Source organism: Lysobacter cavernae, assembly GCF_042648505.1.
In the GTDB taxonomy this organism is placed as follows: domain Bacteria; phylum Pseudomonadota; class Gammaproteobacteria; order Xanthomonadales; family Xanthomonadaceae; genus Lysobacter_L; species Lysobacter_L cavernae.
Genome location: NZ_JBHRXK010000001.1, coordinates 253,094 through 277,673, shown reverse-complemented (window position 1 = coordinate 277,673; position 24,580 = coordinate 253,094). Strand labels below are relative to the sequence as shown.

Below are 24,580 nucleotides of genomic sequence, written 5' to 3'. Positions count from 1 at the left end.
TCCGGTGATGACTGCGGGAGGGGCAGGGCTATACTCGGCCAATCTCAAGAGGAGAAAGGCATGCTGCGCGTGTCGTTTGCGGAAGGAACCGTCCCGTCCCGCCTGCGGCGCGGAGTCGGCATCGCCCTCATCGCCGCCGCCGCGCTGCTGGCTGCCTGCCAGCGCGACAGCGACGGCCAATTGCCCGCCGTCAGCGGCGAGGCGGTCCAGGCCAAACGCGAGACCGTGCAGGGTTTCGCCCTGGTTGCGGTCTACCCCGATCAGAAGGCCGACGAGCAGCTGGCGATCGCTCTGGAGTTCAGCCGACCGCTGGTCGGCACGCAGGCGTTCGACGAACTGGTCGCCGTCACCGACAAGAACGGTGCGCCGGTCAAGGGCAGCTGGGTGCTGTCCGACGACGCCAGAATCCTGCGCTTTCCGCATGTCGAGGCCAGCAAGGATTACGTCGTCACGATCAAGGCCGGGATGACCGCCGCCGCAGGCGACCGTCTCGGCGGCGAGATCAGGAAGGAGGTCTACACCGGCCCGCTTGATCCGGTGGTCGGTTTCGCCTCGCAGGGCAGTGTTTTGCCGGCACGCGAAAGCCGTGGCCTGCCGGTGGTGTCGGTCAACGTGCCCGAGGTCGACGTCGAGTTCCTGCGCGTCAAGGAAAAGGAACTGCCGAAGTTCTTCGCCGAGTACCAGCGCGGCGGTCGCCGCGGCAGCTGGGAACTGAGCAGCGACTACGACGAGAAGACGCCGCTGTCGCAGTTGGCCGAGCCGGTCTATGTCAACCGCTTCGTGCTTGGCGGTAAACCCAATGAGCGCGTGCTGACCTACCTGCCGCTGCAGGACATCAAGGAGCTGCAGCAGCCGGGGTTGTACTTCGCGGTGATGAAACGGACCGGGCAGTTCAAGGACGAGTTCGAAACCGCATTCTTCACGGTGAGTGACCTTGGCCTGCACACGCGCGCGTACAAGGACAAGCTGTTCGTCCACACGGCGTCTTTGCAGAACGGCAGTGCCGTCGGTGGCGTCGAGCTGAAAGTTCTTGACGCCCAGGGCGAGCCGCTGCTGAAGGGCGAGACCGATCGCAACGGCAATGCCCTGCTCGACTACAAGCTCGATGCGGCGCACGTAGTGATTGCACAACGGGGCAGCGACGTGTCGATGCTGCCGTTCAACCAGCCAGCACTGGACCTGTCGGAGTTCGCCGTCAGCGGCCGCGAGCAGGCCTGGTTCGACGTGTTCGCCTGGTCCGGTCGCGACCTGTACCGTCCTGGCGAGACCGTGCGCCTGTCGGCGCTGTTGCGCGACCAGGATGGGCAACCTATCACTGCACAAAATGGAGCTGCGAAGGGCAAGGCGCTGCAGCCGTTGTTCCTGCGCTACGTGCAGCCTGATGGCAAGACGTTCCTCGAAACCCGCCTGCAACCCGATGCGCAAGGCCATGTGCGCCATGCCCAGTTGATCCCGGTCGATGCCGCCACCGGGCGCTGGCGCGCCGAGTTCCGCACCGACCCGGGCAGCAAGGAGGCGGTGCAGGGCATGACCTTGCGCATCGAGGAGTTCCTGCCGGAGCGCCTCAAGCTCGACCTCGATGCCCAGACAGTGCTCAAGCCTGGCGAGCCGTTCAAGCTCAGTGTCGACGGTGCCTATCTTTACGGTGCACCTGCGGCCGGCAATCGCTTCACCGCCAAGCTCGCAGTCGCGGTCGAGCAGCATCCTTTGGAACAACTGCCCGGTTGGTTCTTCGGTGATCCGACCATCGCGCTGCCGAAGGAGGCCAAGGACGTCATCGATGCCAAGCTCGATGCGCAGGGCAAACTGCAACAGGACATCGCGCTGCCCAGTGAGGCCAAGCCAACCAGTCCGATCGCAACGATCGTCACCGGCAGCGTCTTCGAGACCGGCGGCCGCAGCGTCAACCGCAGCCTCAAGCGCGTGCTGTGGCCGGCCGATGCACTGGTCGGCGTGCGGCCGTTGTTCGACGACAAGGAGGGCACCGACGCCAACGCGACGGCCGGCTTCGAACTGGGCCGCTATGGCAGCGACGGCAAGCCGCGTCCGGGCAAGGGCCTGCGCGTGACCCTGGTGCGCGAGCACCGCGATTACCACTGGAACCATGACGACGAAGGCGGCTGGGATTACGACTTCACCCGCCGTTACCAGGACATCGAGACGCGCGTGATCGATGCCGGCAGCGCGCCGACGCGGATCGATTTTCCGGTCGAATGGGGCGACTACCGCGTCGACGTGTTCGACCCGGCGACCAAGCTGACCGCGCGCTATCCGTTCACCGCCGGCTGGAGCTGGGACGACCAGAACCGCGGCCTCGACGCACGCCCCGACAAGGTCAAGCTCGCGCTCGACAAGACCGCCTACAAGGCCGGCGACACGCTCAAGGTCACGCTGACCCCGCCGCATGCCGGCAAGGGGCTGCTGATGGTCGAGAGCGATCGCATGCTGTTCGTGCAGACGATCGACGCCAAGGCCGGCAGCAGCTACGAGATCCCGGTGACCAAGGACTGGGAGCGCCACGACGTCTACGTCACCGCGCTGGTGTTCCGCGGTGGCAGTGCGCCGAGCAAGATCACCCCGGCGCGCGCGGTCGGCGTCGCGCACGTGCCGATGGACCGGCGCGGGCGCAAGGTCGCCGTTGGCCTGGTCGTGCCCAAGCTGATGCGACCGGAGCGTGATTTTCCGGTCACGGTCAGCGCGCCGCAGTTGGCCGGGCAGGAGGCCTATGTCACCGTGTCGGCGGTCGATGTCGGCATCCTAAACATCACCCGTTTCCCGGTGCCGGACGCGGCGGCGCATTTCTTTGCCCAGCGTCGCCTCGGTGTCGACGCCTACGACGTCTACGGCCGTGTGATCGAGAGCTTCGAGGGCGGCATCGCCAAGCTCCGCTTCGGCGGCGACATGGCGTTGGCCGCGCTCCCGCAGGCGCGGCGGCCGACGGTGAAGGTGCAGACCGTGGACCTGTTCGCCGGGCCGGTGAAGCTCGACGCCAAGGGAAACGCGCACGTCACGCTGACCGTGCCCGATTTCAACGGCAGCCTGCGCGTGTCGGCGCTGGTCTATTCCGGTAACAAGTACGGCAGCCGCGACCGCGAAACCGTGGTGCGCGCACCGGTGCTGGCCGAAGCCAGCCTGCCGCGCGTGCTGGCGCCGGGCGACCACAGCAACGTGACGCTGGATGTGCAGAACTTCACCGGCAAGGCCGGCGAGTTCAAGGTGCAGGTCACGGGCGAAGGCCCGCTGTCGCTAAGCGACGGCGCGCGTATAGCCAAACTCGGCGTCGAAGGCAAGACCACCTACACCTTCCCGCTCGTCGCCAAGGAGGGCTACACCACCGCGCAGGTGCGCGTGCGCGTCGAAGGCAACGGCTACCAGGTCGACCGTCGCTATGAAGTGCTGGTGCGACCGGCTTGGCCGTCGGTGATGCGTGCACGTACGCAGGTACTCGACTCGCTGGCCGCCGTGACATTAGGCGCGGATTTTGCTGATGGACTGATGCCGGATTCGGTCAATGCACGTCTGTCGGTCAGTGCATTGCCGCCGATCCCGTTCGCCAGCGCATTGCAGGGCGCGCTTGAGTATCCGTATGGCTGTGCCGAGCAAACCACCAGCAAAGGCTTCGCCGCGCTCGAGCTCGACGAGGCGACCGCCAAGTTGCTCGGTGCCAAGGGTCTGGATGCCAAGACCCGGCGCGCACGCATGGAAGGCGCGTTCGGCCGGTTGGCGGCGATGCAGATCGGTTCCGGCCACTTCTCGATGTGGGGTGACGGCGACTACGTCAATCCGCTGATCACCCCGTACGTGGTCGAGTTCCTGCTGGATGCGCGCGAGGCCGGTTTCGCCGTGCCTGAGGCCATGTTGCAGAAGGCGCTGAAGGTGCTCAACGAGGACCTGCTCTCGGGCGGAGCGTCGTTCTTCGGCTACGACCGTCGCGAGCACCTCAAGTTCGCCTACCAGGCCTACGCCGGTTACGCGCTCGCACGCGTCAACCGCGCCCCGCTGGGTACGCTGCGTGCGCTCTACGACAACGAGCGCAAGAACAGTCTGACTGGCCTGCCATTGGTACACCTGGGCCTGGCGTTGTCGTTGCAGGGCGACAAGGCGCGTGGCAGGAAGGCGATTGCAGATGGCTTTGGCCGTGACTCCAACGATCGCCCCGAGTACCTGGGCGACTACGGCAGCCGCCTGCGCGACGATGCCCTGATGATCGCGCTGGTGCACGAGCACAAGCTGGCGACACCGGACTACGACGCGCGTGCCGTGACGCTGGGCAAGGAACTCGACGCACGCCGCAACAGCGGCTGGCTGTGGCTGAGCACGCAGGAGCAGGTCGCGCTGGCGCGGTTGGGCAAGGCGTTGATGGCCGATCAAGCCAAGACGATATCGGGGCAGTGGAAGGTCGGCGATGCGATGTCCGACGCCGATCCGGCCAAGTTCATCGGCCGCCTGTTCGACCATGCCGCACTGAGCCGTGGCGTCAGTTTCAACCCCAAGGGCCAGCCGCCGCTGTACGCCAGCCTGGAAGTCGCCGGCGTGCCGCGCCGCGCGCCGGAGCCGGATGCCTCGCTGATCAAGGTGACGCGCAAGTACTACACGATGCAAGGCAAGGAGTGGGAAGGCGGCACACTGGAGGAGGGTGATGCGCTGATCGTGCAGGTCAGCATCACCGCCAGCCGCGCGATGCCAGATGCGCTGCTCACCGACCTGTTGCCGGCGGGCCTGGAGATCGAGAACTTCAACCTCGGCGACGCCAAGCAATGGGCCGGGGTGGTCGTCGACGGCATCGAGATCAGCGACCGCGAGGACGCGGCCGAGGTCCGTCACGAAGAGTTCCGCGACGACCGCTACGTCGCCGCGCTCAAGCTCGACACCGGCGACACCGCGCGCGTGTTCTACCTGGTGCGCGCGGTCACGCCGGGCACCTACACCGTGCCGCCGTCGCTGGTCGAGGACATGTACCGTCCAGACTTGCGCGGCGTTGGCAAGGCGATGCCGGCGGTGTTGACGGTGAAACAACCGGGCGGCGGTTGAGTGTCTCCTTCCCCCGCTTGCGGGGGAAGGTTGGGATGGGGCGTGCCGCTGCCGGCAATCTCGGATGAAGTAATGAAGAATTCCGCAGATGTGTTGCCCTCTCCCCAGCCCCGCTGTGCGCCCCGGCCCGCGCAAGCGGCGCGTGCAGTGCCGCCTCACCCCGCAAGCGGGAGAAGGAGAAGGGCCAAGCTCGGCTTGAAAGCGTTGCTGGCGACACTGTCGCTCGCCATCGTCGCGATGCTGCTCGACCTGGCCTTCCCGCTGCCGCTGCCGAAACCGCGCGATGCCGGCGCCGTGGTCGTGGCCGCCGACGGTTCGCCGCTGCGCGCGTTTGCCGATCGCGGCGGCATCTGGCGGTACCCCGTGCAGGTCGAGCAGGTCTCGCCGCTGTACCTGCAGGCCCTGCTCAATTACGAGGACCGCTGGTTCTGGCGACATCCGGGCATCAATCCGTTCGCGCTGTTGCGGGCCGCCGGGCAATGGGCGCGCAGCGGTCGTGTCGTCTCGGGTGGGTCGACCTTGACCATGCAGGTGGCACGCATCCTCGACATGCCGCCCCGCGGGCATGCCCGCACGCCCTGGAGCAAGCTCAAGCAGCTGCTGCGCGCGGTGCAACTGGAGGTGCATCTGTCCAAGCGCGAGATCCTTGCGCTCTACCTCAATCGTGCGCCGTTCGGAGGCACCGTCGAAGGCGTCGAAGCGGCGAGCTGGGCCTACCTGGGCAAGCCATCATCGCGCCTGTCACATGCCGAGGCGGCGTTGTTGGCGGTGTTGCCGCAATCACCAAGTCGATTGCGCCCGGACCGTGAGCCAGAACGCGCCCGCCTTGCCCGCGACAAAGTGCTGATGCGCATGGCCAGTATGGGCGTGTGGTCATCGGCGCAGGTGGATGATGCCCGCATCGAGCCGGTGGTGGCGCGCGCTCTGCAACCACCGCGGCATGCCCCGTTGTTGGCGCAGCGCCTGCGTTTCGAGAACCCGAATGCCCTGCGGGTGGTTTCGACGATCGACCTGGAGCTGCAACGCACGCTCGAGGATCGCGTCGCCGCGTATTTTTCCGGTTTGCCGGAGCGCACCTCGGCCGCCTTGCTGGTGATCGACAACGCCACGCTGGAGGCGCGTGCCTACGTCGGTTCGGTGGCGTTCGCCGATGCCGCGCGGCTCGGCCATGTCGACATGGTCAAGGCCTGGCGTTCGCCGGGCTCGACACTGAAGCCGTTCCTGTACGGACTCGCGCTGGATGACGGCCTGATCCATTCCGAGAGCCTGCTGGTCGACGCACCGCAAGCCTTCGGTGATTACCGCCCCGGCAATTTCGATGCCGCGTTCAATGGTCCGGTCGCTGCCGCCGAGGCGCTGCGTCTGTCGCTCAACGTGCCGGCGGTTGACCTGCTCGACCGCGTCGGGCCGGTACGGTTTTCGGCACGCCTTGCCCATGCCGGCATCCGCCTGCAGTGGCCGCGCGGGGCGACACCGAACCTGGCCATGATCCTGGGCGGCACCGGTGCACGGCTGGAGGATCTGGTCGGCGCCTATGCCGCACTCAATCGCAACGGCGTCGCCGGGCGCGTGCGCTACACCGCCGACGCGCCGCGCGTGGATCGGCGCCTGCTGTCACCGGGAGCGAGCTGGATCGTGCGGGAGATGCTCGAAGCCAATCCACGGCCCGGCAGCGTCGCCGATACCTTCGACCCACGCGCCGATGCACGCGTGGCCTGGAAGACCGGCACCAGCTACGGTTTCCGCGACGCCTGGGCGTTGGGCAGCACGCGCCGGCACACGGTTGGCGTCTGGGTCGGGCGTCCCGACGGCACACCGCTGCCGGGCCAATACGGCGCTGTCACTGCGTTGCCGTTGTTGTTTGAAGTGATCGACAGCCTGCCGCAGCAGCGCGGGGATGGCGCGTCGCGACCGCCGCCGCGCAATGTCGAGCAGATCGAAGTGTGCTGGCCGTTGGGATTGCCGCCGGATCCGCAGGTACCGCAGCTGTGCCAGAAACGGCTGCGGGCCTGGACCCTCGACGGCGCGGTGCCGCCGACGTTCGCCGAACGCGACGCGCGCCTGTGGAACGCCGGTGTCGAGCGCTTCGAGGCCGACGCGCTCAGCGGCCTGCGCCTGTCCGGTGAATGCACCTTGCCGCACGAACGCCGTCGCATGCAGATCGCCCGCTGGCCGGCGCTGGCCTCGCCGTGGCTGTCGGCGCAGACACGACAGGCCTCGCGCCTGCCGCCGTTGGCAACCGATTGCGTGGCCGATGGACGCGATGCCAGCGAAGAGCTGCGCATCGAAGGCGTGGCCGACAACGCCACGCTGGCGCGGGCGCCGGGCAGCGTGCATCCGGTGCGACTGTCGTTGCGTGCGATCGGCACGGATAAGCACAACCGCTGGCTGCTGGACGGGCGCCTGATCGGTGAGTCAACGGGCGGCGATCCCTTCGTGCACGACTTTGGCGAGCCCGGCGAACACACTTTGACAGTACTCGCCGACAGCGGTGCCTGGTCGCGGCTGCGCTTTCGAGTGTTGCGCTGAGGGGCCGGGAGAAGGGTTCCCAGCCATGCAATCGGGATGATGGGGGTGTCGGCGAGAGCGCCGTACTCAAACCAGGGTGAGCATGTGTTCGGCCGAGGACACGCGGAACTCGCCCGGCGCTTCGATATTGAGTTGCTTGACCACGCCATCCTCGGCGTAGAGGGCGAAACGTTTGGCGCGCGTGCCCATGCCGTAGGCGCTGGCATCGAGCTCCAGGCCGAGCGCACGGGTGAAGTCGCCGTTGCCGTCGGCCAGCATCATCAGGCCGTCGGGCACGTGCTGGCTTTGGCCCCAGGCCTGCATCACGAACGGGTCGTTGACCGCCATGCAGGCGACTTCGATGCCCTTGCGGCGAAATTCGTCGAAATGCTGCACGAAACCGGGCAGGTGCTTTTCCGAGCAGGTCGGCGTGAAGGCGCCCGGTACGGCGAACAGAACGACCTTGCGGCCATCGAACAATGCGTTGGTGTCGATGGTCTCGACGCCCTCGCGGATGCGCTGTAGCGGGACTTCGGGCAGGCGGTCGCCGACCTGGATGCTCATGGGGTTCTCCTGTGGGAAGCGGCAGTCTAGTCCCGCGCTGCGAAAAGCGATGTCAAGATGACTTGAAATCGACGTGCCTGCTGCCATCCTGTGCGGGTCTTGCGCGGGAGCCGCGTGAGCGCCGCGCACGCTTACGGAGGCTGTCGATGCAGTTCAAGGACTATTACGAAACCCTGGGTGTCGAGCCCAGCGCCGGCGAAGCCGAGATCAAGACGGCCTACCGCCGGCTGGCGCGCAAGTACCACCCCGACGTCAGCAAGGAGGCGGGTGCCGAGGAGACGTTCAAGGCCGTCAACGAGGCCTACGAGGCGCTGCGCGATCCGCAGAAGCGCCAGGCCTACGACCAGCTGCGAGCACGCGGTTACCGGCCCGGTGACGAGGTGCAGCCGCCACCGGGCGGTTTCGGCGGGGGTGGCCCCGGTGGTGTCGATTTCGAGGAGATCTTCGCCGGCGGCGGCGCGGGCGGCGGTTTCAGTGATTTCTTCGAAAGCCTGTTCGGGCGCGGACGCGGCGGCGGTTTCGGCGGCGCGCAGGGACCGCGTGCGCAACCACGCGGCGACACCCGCGCCAAGCTGGCTGTGTCGCTGGAAACCATCTACGAAGGTGGCAGCGTGCGGATATCGGTCAACAACAAGACCTTCGACCTGCGCGTGCCCAAGGGCATCCGCCCCGGCCAGATGATCCGTCTGGCGGGGCAGGGCGGCCTTGGCCGCCCTGATGGACACGCCGGCGCGCACGGTGACCTGTTGCTCGAGATCGAATACGCCGCGCACCCGCAGTTCGAGGTCGATGGCCGCAACGTGATCCACATGCTGCCGATCGCGCCGTGGGAAGCCGCGCTGGGCGCGACGATCAGCGTGCCGACGCTGGGCGGGCCAGTGGAGCTGAAGATCCCGGCCAACTCCGAAGCCGGACGCAAACTGCGCCTGCGCGGACGCGGTCTGCCCGGAGATCCATCGGGTGATCAGATCGTCGAACTGGAAGTGCTGGCCCCGCGCCCGCACAGCGATGAGCAGCATCAGGCCTACGAGCGCATGCGCGAGGCGTTCGGCGACGACTGGCGTCGCGCCTGATGCGGGCTGGATGTGATTGCGCCGCGCGTCCGTCCGAAGCCGGGCACGCCGCGCGTCAGGTCACGCCGTCATCACCTGGCCGATGACTTCGGACAGATCGCTCTCGGTGAACGGCTTGGTGATGTAGGCCTTGGCGCCCTGGCGCATGCCCCACACGCGATCGGTGTCCTGGTCCTTGGTGGTTACCAGCACGATCGGGATGTGTGCAGTTGCAGGGTCGCGGCAGATCGAGCGCGTCGCCTGGAAGCCGTTGAGGTTCGGCATCACCACGTCCATCAGGATCAGGTCCGGCAGCTCGCGCTTGGCGGCCTCGACGCCGGCGGCGCCGTCTTCGGCGGTCAAGGGCTCGTGGCCGAGTTTCTCGACGATGCGGCGGATGCCCATCAACTGTGACGGTGAATCGTCAACGATCAGAATACGCGCCATATGTTTCCCCCAGAACGTGTCGCGATTGTAGCCGGCGGTGAACGCGCCGCAAGACGACCTGGGTCACGGGCTACGGCGCGGCCTGCATCGCGACCAGCGTGCGCCCCAGCGAGCCGCCGGCCAGCATCGAGGCAAACACCTGCGGCAGCTGCGTCAGGCCGACTTCGCGCGTGCAGATGCGATCGAGGTGACGCGGTTTCCAGTCGCTGGCCAGGTGCTGCCAGACCGTCTCGCGGATGTCGCGCGCGGTACCGGCCGAGGCCACGCCGAGCAGCGACACGCCGCGGATGATGAACGGCATCACCGTGGCGTCGAGTTCCGGTGATGCAGCAAGCCCGGCGCTGGCGACGTTGCCATAGGGCGCGGTCTGCGCCAGCAGGCTGACCAGCATCGGTCCGCCAACGTTGTCGAGGCCGCCGCCGAAGCGCGCCGACTCCATTGGTCGCGTGGTGGCAAGCGCGTCACGGCCGAGCACTTCGCTGGCGCCGATCGCCTTGAGGTACCCGGTCTGTTCCGCCTTGCCGCTGATCGCATGCACCTCGAAACCGGCGCGGCTGAAGATGTCGACCGCGAGCGAGCCGACACCGCCGCTGGCGCCGGTCACGGCGAGCGGGCCGAGCTCGGGCGTCTGCCGGTTCTCGACCATGCGCAGCAGCGCGAGGGCGGCGGTGAAGCCGGCGGTGCCGAGGATCATGCTTTCGCGCAGGCTCAGGCCTTTCGGCAGCGGGATCACCCACTGCGCTTGCAATCGCGCGTACTCGCTGTAACCACCGTCGCGGGTCTCGCTGAGGCTGCAACCGGTGACGAGCACCTCGTCGCCCTCGCGGTACCTGGGATCGGTCGAGGCGACCACGTGACCGGCGGCGTCGATACCGCCGACAAGCGGAAAACGTCGCAGGATCTTGCCCTGGCCGGTGCCGGCGAGGGCATCCTTGAAATTGACCGACGAGTACGCCGTCTTGATGACGACTTCACCGGGCGCGAGCTCGTCGAGCGAAACCCGCTCGATAGCGCTGCGGTAACCGGCGTCGTCGTTGTGGATGCGGAAGGCATCGAAAGCTGCAGGCGTGCTCATGGGGCGGCGAACTCCGTTACGACGATGTAAGCGGCAGGATAGTCCAGGCCATGTTGCGGGCGAGTCAGCGCAACGCCTTGCGGCGCTTCTCGTCCAGCCATTTCGATGCCGCAGCGGGCTGGTAGCGTTGCATCCAGGCCAGCATGACGTCGATGTCGTCGCCATGCCACAGGTCGTCGCGCTGGTCGGGGTGGACGAAACGCTCGGCCACCATGCGATCCATCATGGCGATCAGCGGCGAGTAGAAGCCGTCGACGTCGAGGAACGCGCATGGCTTGTCGCCGATGCCGAGCTGGCGCCAGGTCAGCATCTCGAACATCTCGTCGAGCGTGCCGAAGCCGCCGGGCAGAGCGATGAAACCATCGGACAGGTCGAACATGCGCGCCTTGCGCTCGTGCATCGAACCGACGACTTCCAGCCGGGTCACGCCCTTGTGCGCGACTTCCCAGTTGACCAGTTGCTCCGGGATCACGCCTATCACTTCGCCACCGGCCTCGAGCACCGCATCGGCCAGCACGCCCATCAGGCCGACGTTGCCACCGCCGTAGACCAGGGCCAGGCCGTCCTTCGCCATGCGCGTGCCGAGCGCGATCGCGCGTTCGGTGTAGAGGGGCTTGGAGCCGGAGTTGGAGCCGCAGTAGACGCAGATGGTTTTCATAGGAGCCGTGATTGGCGATTCGTGATTAGTGATCTGAAAAAGCAAACGCCGGGCATGCCCGGCGTTGCGTAATGGCGGATGGTGGCGCGTAGGTGTTCGTTTTGCACGAATCACCGATCACGAATCACCAATCACGTACTCAGTTGGCCTTGTGGATCGCGCGCTTGCCCACCGCCATGGCGGCGTCGTGGATCGTTTCCGACAAGGTCGGATGGGCGTGGCAGATCCGGGCCAGGTCGTCGGCCGAGCCCTTGAACTCCATCGTCAACACGCCCTCGTGCACCAGTTCCGACACACCGACGCCGACCAGGTGCAGGCCCAGGACAAGGTCGGTTTCGGCATGCGCGATGACCTTGACGAAGCCGGCCGGTTCGGCCATCGCCACCGCACGGCCGTTGGCCGCGAACGGGAAGCTGCCGGTCTTGTACGGTACGCCCTCTGCCTTGAGCTGCTGCTCGGTCTTGCCGACCCAGGCGATTTCCGGCTCGGTGTAGATGACCCACGGAATGGTGTCGAGGTTGACGTGGCCCGGCAGGCCGGCGATCAGCTCGGCCACGGCGATGCCTTCCTCGAAGCCCTTGTGCGCCAGCATCGGGCCGCGCACGCAGTCGCCCGCGGCCCAGACGCCGTCGACGCCGGCGTGGCAGTGCGCGTCGACCTCGATCATGCCGCGCGCATCGAGCTTGACGCCGGTGCCTTCGGCCAGCAGGCCACGGGTGGCGGCGCGACGACCGACCGAGACCAGCAGCTTGTCGACGACGATGGTCTTCTCGCCTTCGGCATCGGCGTAGGTGACCTCGACTTCCTTGTTCTTGCCCTTGGTCTTGATCTCGGCCTTGCTGACCTTCGCGCCGAGCTTGATGTCCAGGCCCTGCTTCTTGAGTTCCTTGGCCGCGGTCTTGGCGACCTCGGCATCGGCGGCGGCGAGGAAGTCGGGCAGGGCTTCGAGGATGGTGACCTCGGCGCCGAGGCGCTTCCACACGCTGCCCAGCTCCAGGCCGATCACGCCGGCGCCGATCACGCCCAGGCGCTTGGGCACGGCGGTGAAGTCGAGCGCGCCGACGTTGTCGACGATGGTGTCGTTGTCGAACTTGGCGAACGGCAGCTCGATCGAATCCGAGCCGGCGGCAATGATCACGTTGGTGGCCTTGAGCTCGACCTCGGAACCGTCGTGCTGCTTGACCTTGACCACGTTGCCCGGCTGCAACTGGCCAAAGCCGTAGAACGGCGTGACCTTGTTGGCCTTGAACAGTATCGCGATGCCGCCGGTGAACTGCTTCACGATCTTGTCCTTGCGGGCAATCATCGTGCCGACATCGATCTTGGCGTCCTTGGTGGTGATGCCGTGCTCGCCGAACAGGTGCTGCAGGTTGTAGAACTGGCGCGAACTGTCGAGCAGCGCCTTCGACGGGATGCAACCCACGCGCAGGCAGGTGCCGCCGAGGGCCGGCTTGCCGTCCTTGCCGAGCGCGGCGTCGATGCACGCGGTCTTCAGGCCGAGCTGGGCGGCGCGGATGGCGGCGTGGTAGCCGGCCGGGCCGGCACCGATGACGACGACGTCGAAATTCTGCTGTTCGCTCATTGATCTGGATCCTTTGCCTTTCCCTTCTCCCCTCGGGAGAAGGTGGCGCGTAGCGCCGGATGAGGGTTCGGCGAAGCGTGGAAATCGAACTGTTTGCTGAAATTGGGGACTGAGGGAACCGTCGCTTCGCCGACCCTCACCCCAACCCCTCTCCCAGAGGGAGAGGGGCTTGCAGGCATCACATCCCCAGCAGCATGCGATGCGGGTTTTCGAGCTGGTTCTTGATGTCGACCAGGAACAGCACCGCGTCCTTGCCATCGATGATGCGGTGGTCGTACGACAGCGCGATGTACATCATCGGCGCAATCACGACTTGACCGCCCTCGGCGATCGGGCGCTCCTTGATGGCGTGCATGCCCAGGATCGCCGACTGCGGCGGATTGACGATCGGCGTCGACATCAGCGAGCCGAAGGTGCCGCCGTTGGTGATGGTGAAGGTGCCGCCCTGCAGGTCCTCCAGCGCCAGCTTGCCGTCGCGCGCCTTCTTGGCGTACTCGGCGATCTGCTGCTCGACATCGGCAAAGCCCATGCGCTCGACGTTGCGCAGCACCGGCGTGACCAGGCCCTTGTCGGTGGACACGGCGATCGAGATGTCGGTGTAGCCGTGATAGATCACGTCGTTGCCGTCGACCGAGGCGTTGACCACCGGGTACTTCTGCAGCGCGTTGGCGGCGGCCTTGGCGAAGAAGCTCATGAAGCCAAGCTTGATGCCGTTGGCCTTCTCGAACGATTCGCCCAGTTCCTTGCGCATCGCCATGACCTTGCCGAGGTTGACCTCGTTGAACGAGGTCAGCATCGCGATCGAGTTCTTCGACTGCATCAGGCGCTCGGCGATGCGGGCGCGCATGCGGGTCATCGGCACGCGCTCTTCCGGACGCGCGCCACCGGCGACGCCGGCGGTCTTGCCCGCGGCGTAGTTGACCAGGTCTTCCTTGGTCACCGCGCCACGGCGGCCGGTGCCTTCGACCTGCGACGGGTCGATGCCCTGGGTAACGGCGGTGAAGCGTGCGCCCGGCGGCAGCTGGTCGGCGCCGGCGGTGGCCTTCGCAGCCTCGGCCTTGGGCTGCACCGGCGCGGCGACGTCCTTGGCAGCAGCATCGTTCTTGGCGTCGACGGCCTTGTCGGCCTTGGTTTCGGACGCCGGTGCGGCGGCGCCTTCCTCGACGATCGCGATCAGCTGCTGGCTGGTGACCGTCGCGCCTTCGGCGAACTTGATTTCCTTGATCACGCCATCGACCGGCGAGGGCACTTCCAGCACGACCTTGTCGGTCTCGAGGTCGACGATGTTCTCGTCGCGCTTGACCGCGTCACCGGCTTTCTTGTGCCAGGTGGCGATGGTGGCGTCGGAGACGGACTCGGGCAGGACGGGAACTTTGATCTCGGTGCTCATGGGGCGGGCATCCTGGATAACGGTATGTGGCGTGAGAAGCGTGAGGGGGCAAGCTTAAGTTCGGCGGCGGCTTTTATTCGGCAGTGATCTCGCCGCGCAGCGGGTTGAGCAGCGCGTCGGCGACCAGCTTGGCCTGCTCGGCGATGTGGTCGGCGAGGTGACCCACGGCCGGCGACGGCGAACGTGCACGACCGGCGTAATGCAGGGTCTGGCCCGACTGCAGGCAGGCGGCCAGGTGGTGGCGGATCTGGTACCACGCACCCTGGTTCTGCGGCTCCTCCTGGCACCAGACCACGTCGGTGGCACCGGAGAAGCGTTTGAGCTCCGCCGCCAGCTGCGGACGCGGGAACGGATACAACTGCTCCACGCGCAGGACGGCGACGCTGTCCAGGCCCTGCTTCTGCTGCTCCTCGAGCAGGTCGTAGTAGACCTTGCCACCGCAGACGACCACGCGCTTGACCTTCTTGGTGTTGGCAGTGGGGTCCGGAATCAGGTGCTGGAATTCGCCCTGGGCCAGCTCGTCCAGCGTCGACACCGCCAGCTTGTGGCGCAGGAGCGACTTGGGCGTCATCACCACCAGCGGCTTGCGCGTGGTCATGCGCATCTGCCGGCGGATCATGTGGTAGGCCTGCGCCGGCGTGGTCGGCGTGCAGACGATCATGTTCTCCAGCGCGCACAGCTGCAGGAAGCGCTCCAGGCGTGCGGAGCTGTGCTCCGGGCCCTGGCCTTCGTAGCCGTGCGGCAGGAACAACGCCAGGCCGCACAGGCGGCCCCACTTGGCCTCGCCCGACGACAGGAACTGGTCGATCACCACCTGCGCGCCGTTGGCGAAGTCGCCGAACTGCGCTTCCCAGATGTCCAGGGTCATCGGGTCGGCGGTGGAGTAGCCGTACTCGAAGCCCATCACCGCCTCCTCGCTGAGCAGCGAGTCGATGATGGTGACATCGACCGGGTTCTTCACCAGCTGGCGCAGCGGCAGGTAGTACTCGTCGTTGCTCTGCTCGTGCAGGATCGCGTGGCGGTGGAAGAACGTGCCGCGGCCGCAGTCCTGGCCGACCAGGCGCAGCTTGTAGCCTTCGTTGAGCAGGGTGGCGTAGGCCAAGTTCTCGGCGAAGCCCCAGTCACCGGCGAGCTCGCCGGCGGCCATCTTGCGGCGGTCGTCGTAGATCTTGGCGACGCGCGCGTGCAACTTGATCGCGTCCGGGATGGTGTTGATCGCGCTGGCGAGCTGGTCGAGCTTCTTGCGGTCGAAGCGGGTGTCGACCGGGTCGCTGAGCTTGCCCGACAGGTACTTCGACCAGTCGATGGTGAATTCGTCGGGTTTGACCGCGACCAGTTCGGTGGTCACCAGGCCGGCGTCGAGCTTGTCGCGGTAGGCATCGACCAGGGCCTGGGCGTCTTCGGCCTTGAGCGTGCCCTCGGCGACCAGGCGCGCGGCGTACAGCTCGCGCGGCGTCTTGTGCTTGCGGATGGCCTGGTACATCACCGGCTGCGTGGCTGCCGGCTCGTCGGCCTCGTTGTGGCCGTGACGGCGGTAGCAGACCAGGTCGATGACCACGTCCTTGCCGAAACGGTTGCGGAAGTCCAGCGCGAGTTCGGCGCAGAACACCACCGCTTCCGGGTCGTCGCCGTTCACGTGCAGCACCGGTGCACCGACCATCTTGGCCACGTCGGTGCAGTACAGCGTGGAACGCGCGTCCTGCACCGCGCTGGTGGTGAAGCCGACCTGGTTGTTGATGACGATGTGGATGGTGCCGCCGACCGCGAAACCGCGCGCCTGCGACATCTGCAGCAGTTCCATCACCACGCCCTGGCCGGCGAATGCGGCGTCGCCGTGGATCAGCACCGGCAGCACCTGCTCGCGGCCCTTGTCGCCGCGGCGGGTCTGGCGCGAGCGCACGCTGCCGGCGACCACCGGGTCGACGATCTCCAGGTGCGACGGGTTGAACGCCAGCGCCAGGTGGACCGGGCCGCCGGGGGTGCCGACGTCGGCGCTGAAGCCCATGTGGTACTTGACGTCGCCGGCGTTGGCGAGCTCGTGGTGCTCGAACTTGCCTTCGAACTCGTCGAACAGCTTGCGCGGCGGCTTGCCGAGGGTGTTGACCAGCACGTTGAGACGGCCGCGGTGAGCCATGCCGATCACCACGTCCTTGGTGCCGTGCTCGCCGGCACGGCGGATGGTGGTGTCCATCAACGGGATCAGCGCGTCGCCGCCTTCCAGCGAGAAGCGCTTCTGGCCGACGTACTTGGTGCCGAGATAACGCTCCAGGCCGTCGGCGGCGGTGAGCCGCTCGAGGATGCGCTTCTTGTCATCGGCACTGCGGCCGTAGCGGCCGCCGGCCTTCTCCAGGCGCTCGTACACCCAGCGGCGCTGTTCGGCGTCGGCGATGTGCATGAACTCGGCGCCGATCGGGCCGGTGTAGGTGGCCTTGAGCAGGGCGAACAGGTCACCCAGCTTCATTCGATCGTGGCCGGCGACGCCGCCGGTGCTGAACTCGCCGCCCAGATCGCTTTCGGACAGGCGATGGAAGCCCAACTGCAGGTCCGGCGCGTCGGGCTTGTCGAGCAGGCCCAGCGGATCGATGTTGGCACCGAGGTGACCGCGCGAACGGTAGGCGGTGATCAGCTTGCCGACCTGGCGCTCGCGCTCGTCACCGGCACCGCTGGCGACGCTGACCAGGCCGCGCGCGGCGGCCTTGCCGGCGACGGCGATCGCGTCGATGACCGCCGAGTGCGGCACATCGCCGGCCTCGCGGCCCTTGAAGCCGTCGAAATAGGCTTTCCACTTGGGTTCGACGCTGTCGGGGGAGACCAGGTACTGCTCGTACAGGTCCTCGATGTAGGCGGCGTTGGCGCCGAGCTGGGAGGACTGGGAGAACTGCTTCAGGAGACTGTCCACGATGGCTATCGGGAAACTCGATGGGAGAGGTCGGTGACACCCGAATTACGCACGCTGGCGGCTATTCAGGCGCTCAAGAATCGGAATTATAGCGGCAGGCCGAGGGCAAACGGCTAACACTTACGTCGAAAGACCCACAGCGGCCAAGCACTGGTCAGTTAGCGTTGGGCCGGTTGCGAGCGCTTCAAGTGCGGCTGTGCTCAAAGACCGAGGGCGCGGTACTCGCTGCAGGGGCGGGCGCGCTCCCAGACGGGCTCGAACAATGCCCGTAGTTGCCGGGCCCGCGCTGGTGCATCGAGCCGGCTTTCGCCTTCGAAACGGTGGCCCAGTGCGCGGAAATACCAGCCACCGCGGTCGTTGGCGATGTAGGCCGACGGGTAGGAGCGGTCGACCGGTTCCTCGATCGCGCGGAACGCAAACGCGGTCGGCAGGCGCTGCGCCAGGCCCAGCAATGGGGCAATGGCGCGCTGCGGCGCGGCCGGGTCCTGCAACAGCAACCGGGTTTCGCCCCCATCCACGGCAAAGCGACGCAGCGCCGCGACTGCCTCGGGCCGGTCGAGCAGGCCGGGGTCGAGTTCGCGGCTGTAGGCCCACAGATGGCGGCGCGCCCCGGCGATCACGCCGAGCAGGGCGGCCAGGGCCGCTTCGTGGTCCTCGACCGGATTGACCGCATCGAGCAGGCACCGCATCGACTGATGCTCGAGGCCGGCCTCCACGAAACGGCTGCCGAACGGCAGGAAGCCGTGGCGGGCATAGAACGCGATCGCCGAGGCCTGGGCATGCAGCGACAGTTCGCGCCAGCCGAGCCCGCGGGCCTCGTCGATCAACGCTTGCAGCATCGCTTCGCCGACGCCACGGCCGCGCCACTGCGCCAGCACCGCCATGCGGCCGATACGGCGCTCCGGGGTCAGACGGCCGGTGCCGATCGGCTGGCCGTCGGCATCGCGGGCGATCACATGCCGGCACAGCGGGTCCAGCGCGTCGTGTTCCAGTTCGACCGGGACGCCTTGTTCCTGCACGAACACGGTATCGCGAACCGCGCGCAGTGCAGGCAGGCCGTCCTCGAAGGCGACGGCTTCGACCCGGAACGGGCGCGCGGCAGGGGTCATTCTTCTTCGTCGGCGAGCGCCAGCCGGTAGTGGCCGGCTTGCAACAGGGCATACAGGCAATCGCGACCGGTTTCCGACAGCGCGGCGTAGGCCGGGCCGTCGAACACGACGGCATTGGCGATGCGCTGTGCATCGGCGGCCGGTAGCGGATGATCCTGGCCGCTGACGTACAGGCGCGCGGCCTCGCCGCTGCGGTGCGCGCGGCGCCAGGCCATGCGCGACCACGGGTGGCGATGCAGCGCCGCACCGTGCTGCAGGTCCCATTCGATCTCGATGCGCGAGCGGGCGTCGTCGCCCGCCTGCACCTCGCCGGCGGCGCGGTAGACCGTGATGAAGCGCCCGAACCAGTCGCCGAGGCGGTCGGGGTCGTTCATGCGCAGCATGTTCAAGGCCTCGACCGCGCGGTTCATCGCGGCCGTGTCGATCTCGCTGGCGTCGGCCGGGGGCGACAGGTCGGGGTCGCGGTAACGCAGCGCCTCGTCGGCATCGCTGGCGAGCGTGTCGACGAAGTCGCCGAGCAATTCGGCCGCCGACGGCGCGCGCATGCCGACCGAGAAGGTCAGGCAGGCGTCCTCGGCCACGCCGTTGTGCGGCACGCCCGGCGGCAGGTAGAGCATGTCGCCCGGGCCGAGCACCCAGTCGTGGGTCGGGGTGAACTCGCGCAGTTGCTTGAGCTCGACGTCGTTGCGGAAATCCAGTGGTGGAGCCACACCGTTCAAGCTCAGTCCGGCATCGATCTGCCAGCGCCGATGGCCGTGCGCCTGCAGCAGGAACACGTCGTACTGGTCGACGTGCGCGCCGACCGAACCGCCCGGCGCGGCGAACGAAACCATGACGTCGTCGATACGCCAGCGCGGCAGGAAGTCGAACGGTTCCAGCAATGCGGCGATGTCGACGTCCCACTTGTCGACGTCCTGTACCAGCAGGGTCCAGTCCTGGTGCGGCATGCCGGGGAACTCGGCTTCGTCGAACGGGCCGTGGCGCAGCGTCCAGCGGTCGTTGGCGCGGTCGTGGACCACGATCCGCGACAGCGCCGCTTCCTCGCAGGCCAGGCCGGCCAGGTCCTCGGGCTGGATTGGGGAGACAAAGCCCGGGTAAGCGTTGCGGATCAGCAGCGGCCGCTTTTGCCAGTAGTCGCGCAGGAACTGGGCGGCAGGCATGCCCAGTGGCGGCAGCGTGCTGGCGTCGACTTCGATCGGCAGTGCCGGGTCGACCGGCTTCGTGATCGCATTCGTGGCGACCTTTTTAACGGCCTTCTTCGCGGGGGCGGGCTTGTTCTTGCTCATGTGGTGATCTCGTCGTAACCGCGGCCGAGGAACTGCAGCAGGCACCAGCCGTGGCCGAATGGGTCGGCCAGGTGGACGATGCGGCCCCAGTTCGCCGTACGCACGTCGCCTTCCTGCACGGCGCCTGCCGCAAGGGCCTGGGTGAGCGCGGCGTCGAGGTCGTCGACCACGACGTCGCAATGGATCGGTGTCCAGTGCCGCGCGTAGTCACGCGCTGACTGGGCCGTACCGGTGCTGCCTTGCGGCTTCTGCAGCAGGTAGATGGGAGCTTGCGCGCCGAGCAGCTCGACGCCGCTGTCGCCGAAGCGGCGGCCGGCGGTCAACCCGAACGCCGCGGTATAGAACGCCTGCGCCGAGGCGAGGTCCGCGACATCGATGTTGACCAGCAGCTGCATCGTCGTCGGGTCAGATCTCGCGGGCGAGGCGCTCGGCCAGGCCGGTGTAGCTGCCCGGCGTCATCTCGAGCAGGCGTTGCTTGGCGTCGGCCGGCAGTTCCAGCGTGGCGATGAACGCGCGCATAGAGGCCTCGTTGATGCCCTGGCCGCGGGTCAGGGCCTTGAGTTGCTCGTACGGGTTGGGCAGGCCGTGGCGGCGCATCACGGTCTGCACGGCCTCGGCCAGCACCTCCCACGATGCGTCGAGGTCGGCGGCCAGGCGCTCCGGGTTGGCGCTGAGCTTGCCCAGGCCGCGCAGCAACGCGTCATAGCCGATCAGCGCATGGCCGAAGGCGGTGCCCAGGGCGCGCAGCACGGTCGAGTCGGTGAGGTCGCGCTGCCAGCGGCTGATCGGCAGCTTGGCGGCGAAGTGTTCGAGCAGGGCGTTGGCGATGCCGAAGTTGCCCTCGGCGTTCTCGAAGTCGATCGGGTTGACCTTGTGCGGCATGGTCGAGCTGCCGACTTCGCCGGCCTTGACCGCCTGCTTGAAGTAACCCAGCGAGATGTAGCCCCAGACGTCGCGGCACAGGTCGACGGCGATGGTGTCGATGCGCTTTTGCGCGTCGCACAGCTCGGCGATGCCGTCGTGCGGCTCGATCTGGGTGGTGTAGGGCTGCCAGTTGAGGTCGAGCGACTCGACGAATCGGCGCGAGAACGTGGTCCAGTCGATGTCGGGGTAGGCGGCGACGTGGGCGTTGTAGTTGCCGACCGCGCCGTTGATCTTGCCCGGCATCGGCAGGCCGGCCAGCACCTCGCCCTGGCGCTGCAGGCGGGCGACGACGTTGGCCAGTTCCTTGCCGACCGTGCTCGGCGAAGCGGTCTGGCCGTGGGTACGCGACAGCATCGGCAGGCCGGCGTGCTCGTGCGCCATCGCCCGCAGTTTCTGGATCAGCTCGTCGAGCTTGGGCAGCAACACTTCCTGCCGCGCTTCGTTGAGCATCAACGCGTAGCTGAGGTTGTTGATGTCCTCGCTGGTACAGGCGAAGTGGACGAACTCCAGCGCCGGGCCGAGCTCGGTATCGTCCTTGAGGCGTTCCTTGATCAGATACTCGACCGCCTTGACGTCGTGGTTGGTGGTGCGCTCGATTTCCTTGACCCGGGCCGCGTCGGCGACCGAGAGGTTGTCGGCCAGCGCACGCAGGCGCGCGGTCGCGTCGGCCGAAAAGGCCTTCAGCTCGACGATGCCCGGCTCGCTGGCCAGCGCCAGCAGCCATTCGACCTCGACCTTGACCCGCGCCTTGATCAGGCCGAACTCGGAGAAGATCGGGCGCAGCGCATCGACCTTGCCGGCATAGCGGCCATCGAGCGGGGACAGGGCGAGCAGCTGGGATTCGACGTTGGCGGACATGGCACGCAGGGGCAGGGAAGCGAGCCCGACATTCTACAGGGCAGCGCCATACCCCCCGATCATGAAGACCGCCGTGAAGCCCGCTGTGAAGCCCGCCGTCACCGGTCCGCACGGCGGCCGGGCGTATCCTCGGGCACAGCGATCACAGGAGTGGACCGTGGCAAACACCGTGGCAAACCGGGGCAAGCAGAAGGCGCCCACGTCGATCCAGACCGATTTCCGCATCGAACGCGACAGCATGGGCGAGTTGCGGGTGCCGGCTGAAGCGTTGTGGGGCGCGCAGACCCAACGTGCGGTGCAGAACTTCCCGATCTCGGGCCGGCCGATGCCGCGCGAGTTCATCCGTGCGCTCGGCCTGATCAAGGCCGCCGCGGCTCAGGTCAACGGCGGCTTCGGCCTGCTTGGCAAGGGCGCGGCGCAGGCTATCCGCAGTGCCGCGCTGGCGGTGGCCGAGGGCGGCTTTGATGCGCAGTTCCCGATCGATGTGTTCCAGACCGGCTCGGGTACCTCCAGCAACATGAACGCCAACGAGGTCATCGCCACGCTGGCTTCGCGCGCAGGCAAGACCGGCGCCAAGGGCAAGCGTGCCGTGCACCCCAACGACCACGTCAACCTCGGCCAGAGCTCCAATGACGTGATCCCGACCGCGATCCGGGTCTCGGCGCAGCTGGCCACGGTCGAAACGCTGCTGCCGGCGCTCAAGCACCTGCGCAAGACCATCGATCGCCGTGGCAAGGCGCTGGGCAAGCTCACCAAGACCGGCCGCACCCATCTGATGGACGCGATGCCGCTGACCTTCGCCCAGGAGTTCGGCGCGTGGTCGGCGCAGCTCGCGTCGGCGCAGGCGCGGATCGAGGATGCGCTCAAGCGGTTGCGACGGCTGCCGATCGGCGGTACCGCGATCGGCACCGGCATCAATGCCGATCCGCGTTTTGGCAAGGCCGTGGCGAGGTCACTGTCGGCGCTGACCGGCACCCGGTTTGGATCGGCTGCCGACAAGTTCGAGGGCATCGCCTCGCAGGACGACGCGGTCGAGCTGTCCGGCCAGCTCAATGCGCTTGCCGTGACGCTGATGAAGATCGCCAACGACCTGCGCTGGATGAACTCCGGGCCTTTAGCCGGTTTGGGCGAGATCGAACTGCCGGCGCTGCAGCCGGGCAGCTCGATCATGCCGGGCAAGGTCAATCCGGTGATCCCGGAAGCGACCTGCATGGTCTGCGCGCAGGTGATCGGCCACCACACCGCGATTACCGTGGCCGGGCAGAGCGGCAACTTCCAGCTCAACGTGATGCTGCCGCTGATCGCCTACGACCTGCTCGATTCGATCGGCCTGCTCGGCAACGTGATGCGCCTGCTGGCCGATGACGCGGTCGCCGGCATCCAGGCGCGGCCCGACCATGTACGCGAAGCGCTGGATCGCAACCCGATCCTGGTCACCGCGCTCAACCCGATCATCGGTTACGAGAAGGCCGCAGCGATCGCCAAGCAGGCCTACAAGGAAAGCCGCCCGGTGCTGGAGGTCGCGATCGCCGTGACGGGCATGGGTGAGAAAGAACTGCGCCGCCTGCTCGACCCGACCGCACTGACGCGCGGCGGGATCCACGAAGGGGCAGGCGGGGGCGGCTGAGGCCCGTCGTTTCCGCCAGGCGTAGTGCGGGCGCGTGGGCTCGTTGCCCGCAACGCCCGTGCCGATCGCGTTATTGCTTCACGGCTTCCGCCGCCGCCGCAGCGGCTTCGACCGCCTCGGCTGCCGCCGTGGCCGTGTTCTTCTTGCCCTTCGCGTTTGCGTTCACGTCATCGCGGCATTCGTCGATGTCGGACTGGTCGAGGTTGGCGTAGGGCCTGAACTCGGGTACCGACGCGGCGACCTTGTCCTGCGACACCTTCATCGCCGGCAGCAGGTCGCACAGCTTTATCGCGGCCACGCGCACCTTGTCCGCCTCGGCCTCTACCTGCTTATCGATCTCGTCGGTGTTGCCGGTGAACACGCCTTTGAGCGACTGCGTCACGGCCCTGGTCGCCAGGTCGGCCCCCTGCAGACCGATATCCACACCGGCGCTGGCGACGGCGGCGATGCGGCCGCGGTAGTCGACCAGCAACGCACGCTGCTCGGCCGTGACCGGCACCGGCTTGCCGTCGATGATCAGGTCGCCCTTCGGTGACAGCTCGACCTGCGGGCTGCTCTTGCCGTCCTGGATGTTGATGTTGCCTTCGGCGATTTTCTGCTTCGCCTCGGCGATGGCCTTCTGCACCGTCGCCGAAATCGTGGGCATCTCCTGCTTGGCGGCGGTGCCGCCTGCAGAATCATGTCCGCCGCAGCCCGCGAGTAGCGCGAGGCCGGACAGGCTGGCGAGGAGGGCGAGGGTGCGCGTGGTGGCGATCATGGTGCGGGGTCCTTGGAAAAACGGGGCATCAGTCTTCGCGCGGGACATCGATCCGGCCGCTCACGCCGCTGTGGTCGACCGATCCGCTGCCGACGCGGCGCACGCTGAGTCCGCCGCGGACGTCGTGCACGTCCAGATCGCCGGAGCCGATCTTGTCGGCGCTGACATCGCCGCCGACGCCACGCAATTCGACGTCGCCCGAGCCGATGCTGCCGATCACGGCACCGCCAGCGATGCGGCGTGCCTTGAGGTCGCCGGAGCCGACCGAGAGCACGTGCAGTGAACCGATGGTGTCCAGCGCGATGTCGCCGGAGTTGAGATCGGCGGTGACCTGGCCACGGATGTTGCGGGCCTCGACATCGCCGGAGCCGACATCGGCGCTGAGTGCGGCCGCGCCGGTGACGCGGGCGTCACCCGAGCCGACATCCAGCTGCACGAGGATGTTGTCCGGCAGGGTCGCGTTGAGCACGAGGTAGGCGTAGTTCGCGCTGCCGAAACTGAAGTTGATAGTGTCCTCGCGGTCGGCGGTGACGACGAGTTTGTCGCCCACGCGCTTCTGCGTCAGCGAGAGTTCCTTGAGGCGTTCGGGCTTGGACGCACAGGCCTTGCCCTGCAGGGAGGCCTTGGCACCCCGAGCGGCGTTGACGATGAGCTCGTGCGGGCCGATCTCGAACATCACGGCCTTCACGCCGGTGAGATCCAACTGCAGGTTGTGCGGTTGGGAATGCCGGCACTCGTCGGCGAGTGCGTGTCCGGAGAACAGGGTGAGGGAAGCGAAGGCGAGAGCGGGAAGCAAGATGCGCATGGGTGAAT

At 67.3% G+C, this 24,580-nt stretch carries 17 protein-coding genes; 4 read left to right on the top strand and 13 right to left on the bottom strand.

Going from position 1 to position 24,580, the window contains the following annotated elements; translation table 11 throughout:
• Nucleotides 1–60: 60 nt before the first annotated feature.
• Both ACFOLC_RS01290 and pbpC read left to right on the top strand, forming a co-directional pair.
• Nucleotides 61–5,031, top strand: coding sequence for an alpha-2-macroglobulin family protein (locus ACFOLC_RS01290; protein ID WP_386756904.1), 4,971 nt, complete (start codon nt 61–63; stop codon nt 5,029–5,031).
• Nucleotides 5,032–5,103: 72 nt separating this feature from the next.
• Entirely contained in the window at nt 5,104–7,560 is a 2,457-nt protein-coding gene (pbpC, locus tag ACFOLC_RS01285; RefSeq protein ID WP_386756902.1) for a penicillin-binding protein 1C, read from the top strand.
• Nucleotides 7,561–7,626: 66 nt separating this feature from the next.
• On the opposite strand, the gene ACFOLC_RS01280 is transcribed toward pbpC, so the two are convergent.
• A complete protein-coding gene (locus tag ACFOLC_RS01280) occupies nt 7,627–8,103 on the bottom strand; it encodes a peroxiredoxin (RefSeq protein WP_386756901.1) in 477 nt (158 codons plus the stop codon).
• 146 nt (nt 8,104–8,249) lie between these two features.
• On the opposite strand from ACFOLC_RS01280, the gene ACFOLC_RS01275 reads away from it, so the two are divergent.
• The gene (locus ACFOLC_RS01275; protein WP_386756900.1) at nt 8,250–9,176 is read left to right on the top strand and encodes a DnaJ C-terminal domain-containing protein; all 927 of its coding nucleotides are present in this window, start codon (nt 8,250–8,252) and stop codon (nt 9,174–9,176) included.
• Nucleotides 9,177–9,236: 60 nt separating this feature from the next.
• Here ACFOLC_RS01275 and pilH read toward each other — a convergent pair whose 3' ends face one another.
• The 10 genes from pilH to purB form a co-directional block, all read right to left on the bottom strand.
• On the bottom strand, nt 9,237–9,602 hold the full coding sequence (pilH, locus tag ACFOLC_RS01270; protein WP_386756899.1) for a twitching motility response regulator PilH: 366 nt from the start codon (nt 9,600–9,602) through the stop codon (nt 9,237–9,239).
• 70 nt (nt 9,603–9,672) lie between these two features.
• On the bottom strand, nt 9,673–10,677 hold the full coding sequence (locus ACFOLC_RS01265) for a YhdH/YhfP family quinone oxidoreductase (RefSeq protein ID WP_386756898.1): 1,005 nt from the start codon (nt 10,675–10,677) through the stop codon (nt 9,673–9,675).
• Between the two features lie 64 nt (nt 10,678–10,741).
• Nucleotides 10,742–11,335, bottom strand: coding sequence for an LOG family protein (locus tag ACFOLC_RS01260; protein ID WP_386756897.1), 594 nt, complete (start codon nt 11,333–11,335; stop codon nt 10,742–10,744).
• Between the two features lie 139 nt (nt 11,336–11,474).
• Nucleotides 11,475–12,917 (bottom strand): dihydrolipoyl dehydrogenase, encoded by a 1,443-nt coding sequence (lpdA, locus tag ACFOLC_RS01255; RefSeq protein WP_386756895.1) that lies wholly within the window; start codon nt 12,915–12,917, stop codon nt 11,475–11,477.
• A gap of 178 nt (nt 12,918–13,095) precedes the next feature.
• Entirely contained in the window at nt 13,096–14,307 is a 1,212-nt protein-coding gene (gene sucB / locus ACFOLC_RS01250; protein ID WP_386756894.1) for a dihydrolipoyllysine-residue succinyltransferase, read from the bottom strand.
• 73 nt (nt 14,308–14,380) lie between these two features.
• Nucleotides 14,381–17,206, bottom strand: a complete 2,826-nt coding sequence (locus tag ACFOLC_RS01245; RefSeq protein ID WP_386756892.1) for a 2-oxoglutarate dehydrogenase E1 component — start codon at nt 17,204–17,206, stop codon at nt 14,381–14,383.
• Between the two features lie 200 nt (nt 17,207–17,406).
• A complete protein-coding gene (locus ACFOLC_RS01240; RefSeq protein WP_386756891.1) occupies nt 17,407–18,315 on the bottom strand; it encodes a GNAT family N-acetyltransferase in 909 nt (302 codons plus the stop codon).
• Nucleotides 18,312–19,475, bottom strand: a complete 1,164-nt coding sequence (locus ACFOLC_RS01235; RefSeq protein WP_386757917.1) for a JmjC domain-containing protein — start codon at nt 19,473–19,475, stop codon at nt 18,312–18,314. The genes ACFOLC_RS01240 and ACFOLC_RS01235 overlap by 4 nt, the downstream gene beginning before the upstream one ends.
• Before the next feature lie 122 nt (nt 19,476–19,597).
• Nucleotides 19,598–19,996, bottom strand: a complete 399-nt coding sequence (locus tag ACFOLC_RS01230; RefSeq protein WP_386756889.1) for a VOC family protein — start codon at nt 19,994–19,996, stop codon at nt 19,598–19,600.
• A 10-nt stretch (nt 19,997–20,006) separates the two neighbouring features.
• A complete protein-coding gene (gene purB / locus ACFOLC_RS01225) occupies nt 20,007–21,383 on the bottom strand; it encodes an adenylosuccinate lyase (RefSeq protein WP_386756888.1) in 1,377 nt (458 codons plus the stop codon).
• Between the two features lie 205 nt (nt 21,384–21,588).
• On the opposite strand from purB, the gene ACFOLC_RS01220 reads away from it, so the two are divergent.
• Nucleotides 21,589–23,010: a class II fumarate hydratase gene (locus ACFOLC_RS01220; RefSeq protein WP_386757915.1), complete on the top strand. Its 1,422-nt coding sequence runs from the start codon at nt 21,589–21,591 to the stop codon at nt 23,008–23,010.
• Nucleotides 23,011–23,080: 70 nt separating this feature from the next.
• On the opposite strand, the gene ACFOLC_RS01215 is transcribed toward ACFOLC_RS01220, so the two are convergent.
• Both ACFOLC_RS01215 and ACFOLC_RS01210 read right to left on the bottom strand, forming a co-directional pair.
• Nucleotides 23,081–23,767, bottom strand: a complete 687-nt coding sequence (locus ACFOLC_RS01215) for a hypothetical protein (RefSeq protein WP_386756886.1) — start codon at nt 23,765–23,767, stop codon at nt 23,081–23,083.
• Nucleotides 23,768–23,795: 28 nt separating this feature from the next.
• Complete coding sequence (locus tag ACFOLC_RS01210) at nt 23,796–24,572, bottom strand: hypothetical protein (RefSeq protein WP_386756884.1); 777 nt, start codon at nt 24,570–24,572, stop codon at nt 23,796–23,798.
• Nucleotides 24,573–24,580: the final 8 nt, after the last annotated feature.

What these genes read in the sequence shown, in the direction of transcription:
- lpdA (WP_386756895.1), bottom strand. Translation starts at nt 12,917, where the DNA reads ATGAGCGAACAGCAGAATTTCGACGTCGTCGTCATCGGTGCCGGCCCG.
- pilH (WP_386756899.1), bottom strand. Translation starts at nt 9,602, where the DNA reads ATGGCGCGTATTCTGATCGTTGACGATTCACCGTCACAGTTGATGGGC.
- purB (WP_386756888.1), bottom strand. Translation starts at nt 21,383, where the DNA reads ATGTCCGCCAACGTCGAATCCCAGCTGCTCGCCCTGTCCCCGCTCGAT.
- ACFOLC_RS01280 (WP_386756901.1), bottom strand. Translation starts at nt 8,103, where the DNA reads ATGAGCATCCAGGTCGGCGACCGCCTGCCCGAAGTCCCGCTACAGCGC.
- ACFOLC_RS01265 (WP_386756898.1), bottom strand. Translation starts at nt 10,677, where the DNA reads ATGAGCACGCCTGCAGCTTTCGATGCCTTCCGCATCCACAACGACGAC.
- ACFOLC_RS01215 (WP_386756886.1), bottom strand. Translation starts at nt 23,767, where the DNA reads ATGATCGCCACCACGCGCACCCTCGCCCTCCTCGCCAGCCTGTCCGGC.
- sucB (WP_386756894.1), bottom strand. Translation starts at nt 14,307, where the DNA reads ATGAGCACCGAGATCAAAGTTCCCGTCCTGCCCGAGTCCGTCTCCGAC.
- ACFOLC_RS01230 (WP_386756889.1), bottom strand. Translation starts at nt 19,996, where the DNA reads ATGCAGCTGCTGGTCAACATCGATGTCGCGGACCTCGCCTCGGCGCAG.
- ACFOLC_RS01235 (WP_386757917.1), bottom strand. Translation starts at nt 19,475, where the DNA reads ATGCCTGCCGCCCAGTTCCTGCGCGACTACTGGCAAAAGCGGCCGCTG.
- pbpC (WP_386756902.1), top strand. Translation starts at nt 5,104, where the DNA reads ATGAAGAATTCCGCAGATGTGTTGCCCTCTCCCCAGCCCCGCTGTGCG.
- ACFOLC_RS01260 (WP_386756897.1), bottom strand. Translation starts at nt 11,335, where the DNA reads ATGAAAACCATCTGCGTCTACTGCGGCTCCAACTCCGGCTCCAAGCCC.
- ACFOLC_RS01240 (WP_386756891.1), bottom strand. Translation starts at nt 18,315, where the DNA reads ATGACCCCTGCCGCGCGCCCGTTCCGGGTCGAAGCCGTCGCCTTCGAG.
- ACFOLC_RS01275 (WP_386756900.1), top strand. Translation starts at nt 8,250, where the DNA reads ATGCAGTTCAAGGACTATTACGAAACCCTGGGTGTCGAGCCCAGCGCC.
- ACFOLC_RS01290 (WP_386756904.1), top strand. Translation starts at nt 61, where the DNA reads ATGCTGCGCGTGTCGTTTGCGGAAGGAACCGTCCCGTCCCGCCTGCGG.
- ACFOLC_RS01210 (WP_386756884.1), bottom strand. Translation starts at nt 24,572, where the DNA reads ATGCGCATCTTGCTTCCCGCTCTCGCCTTCGCTTCCCTCACCCTGTTC.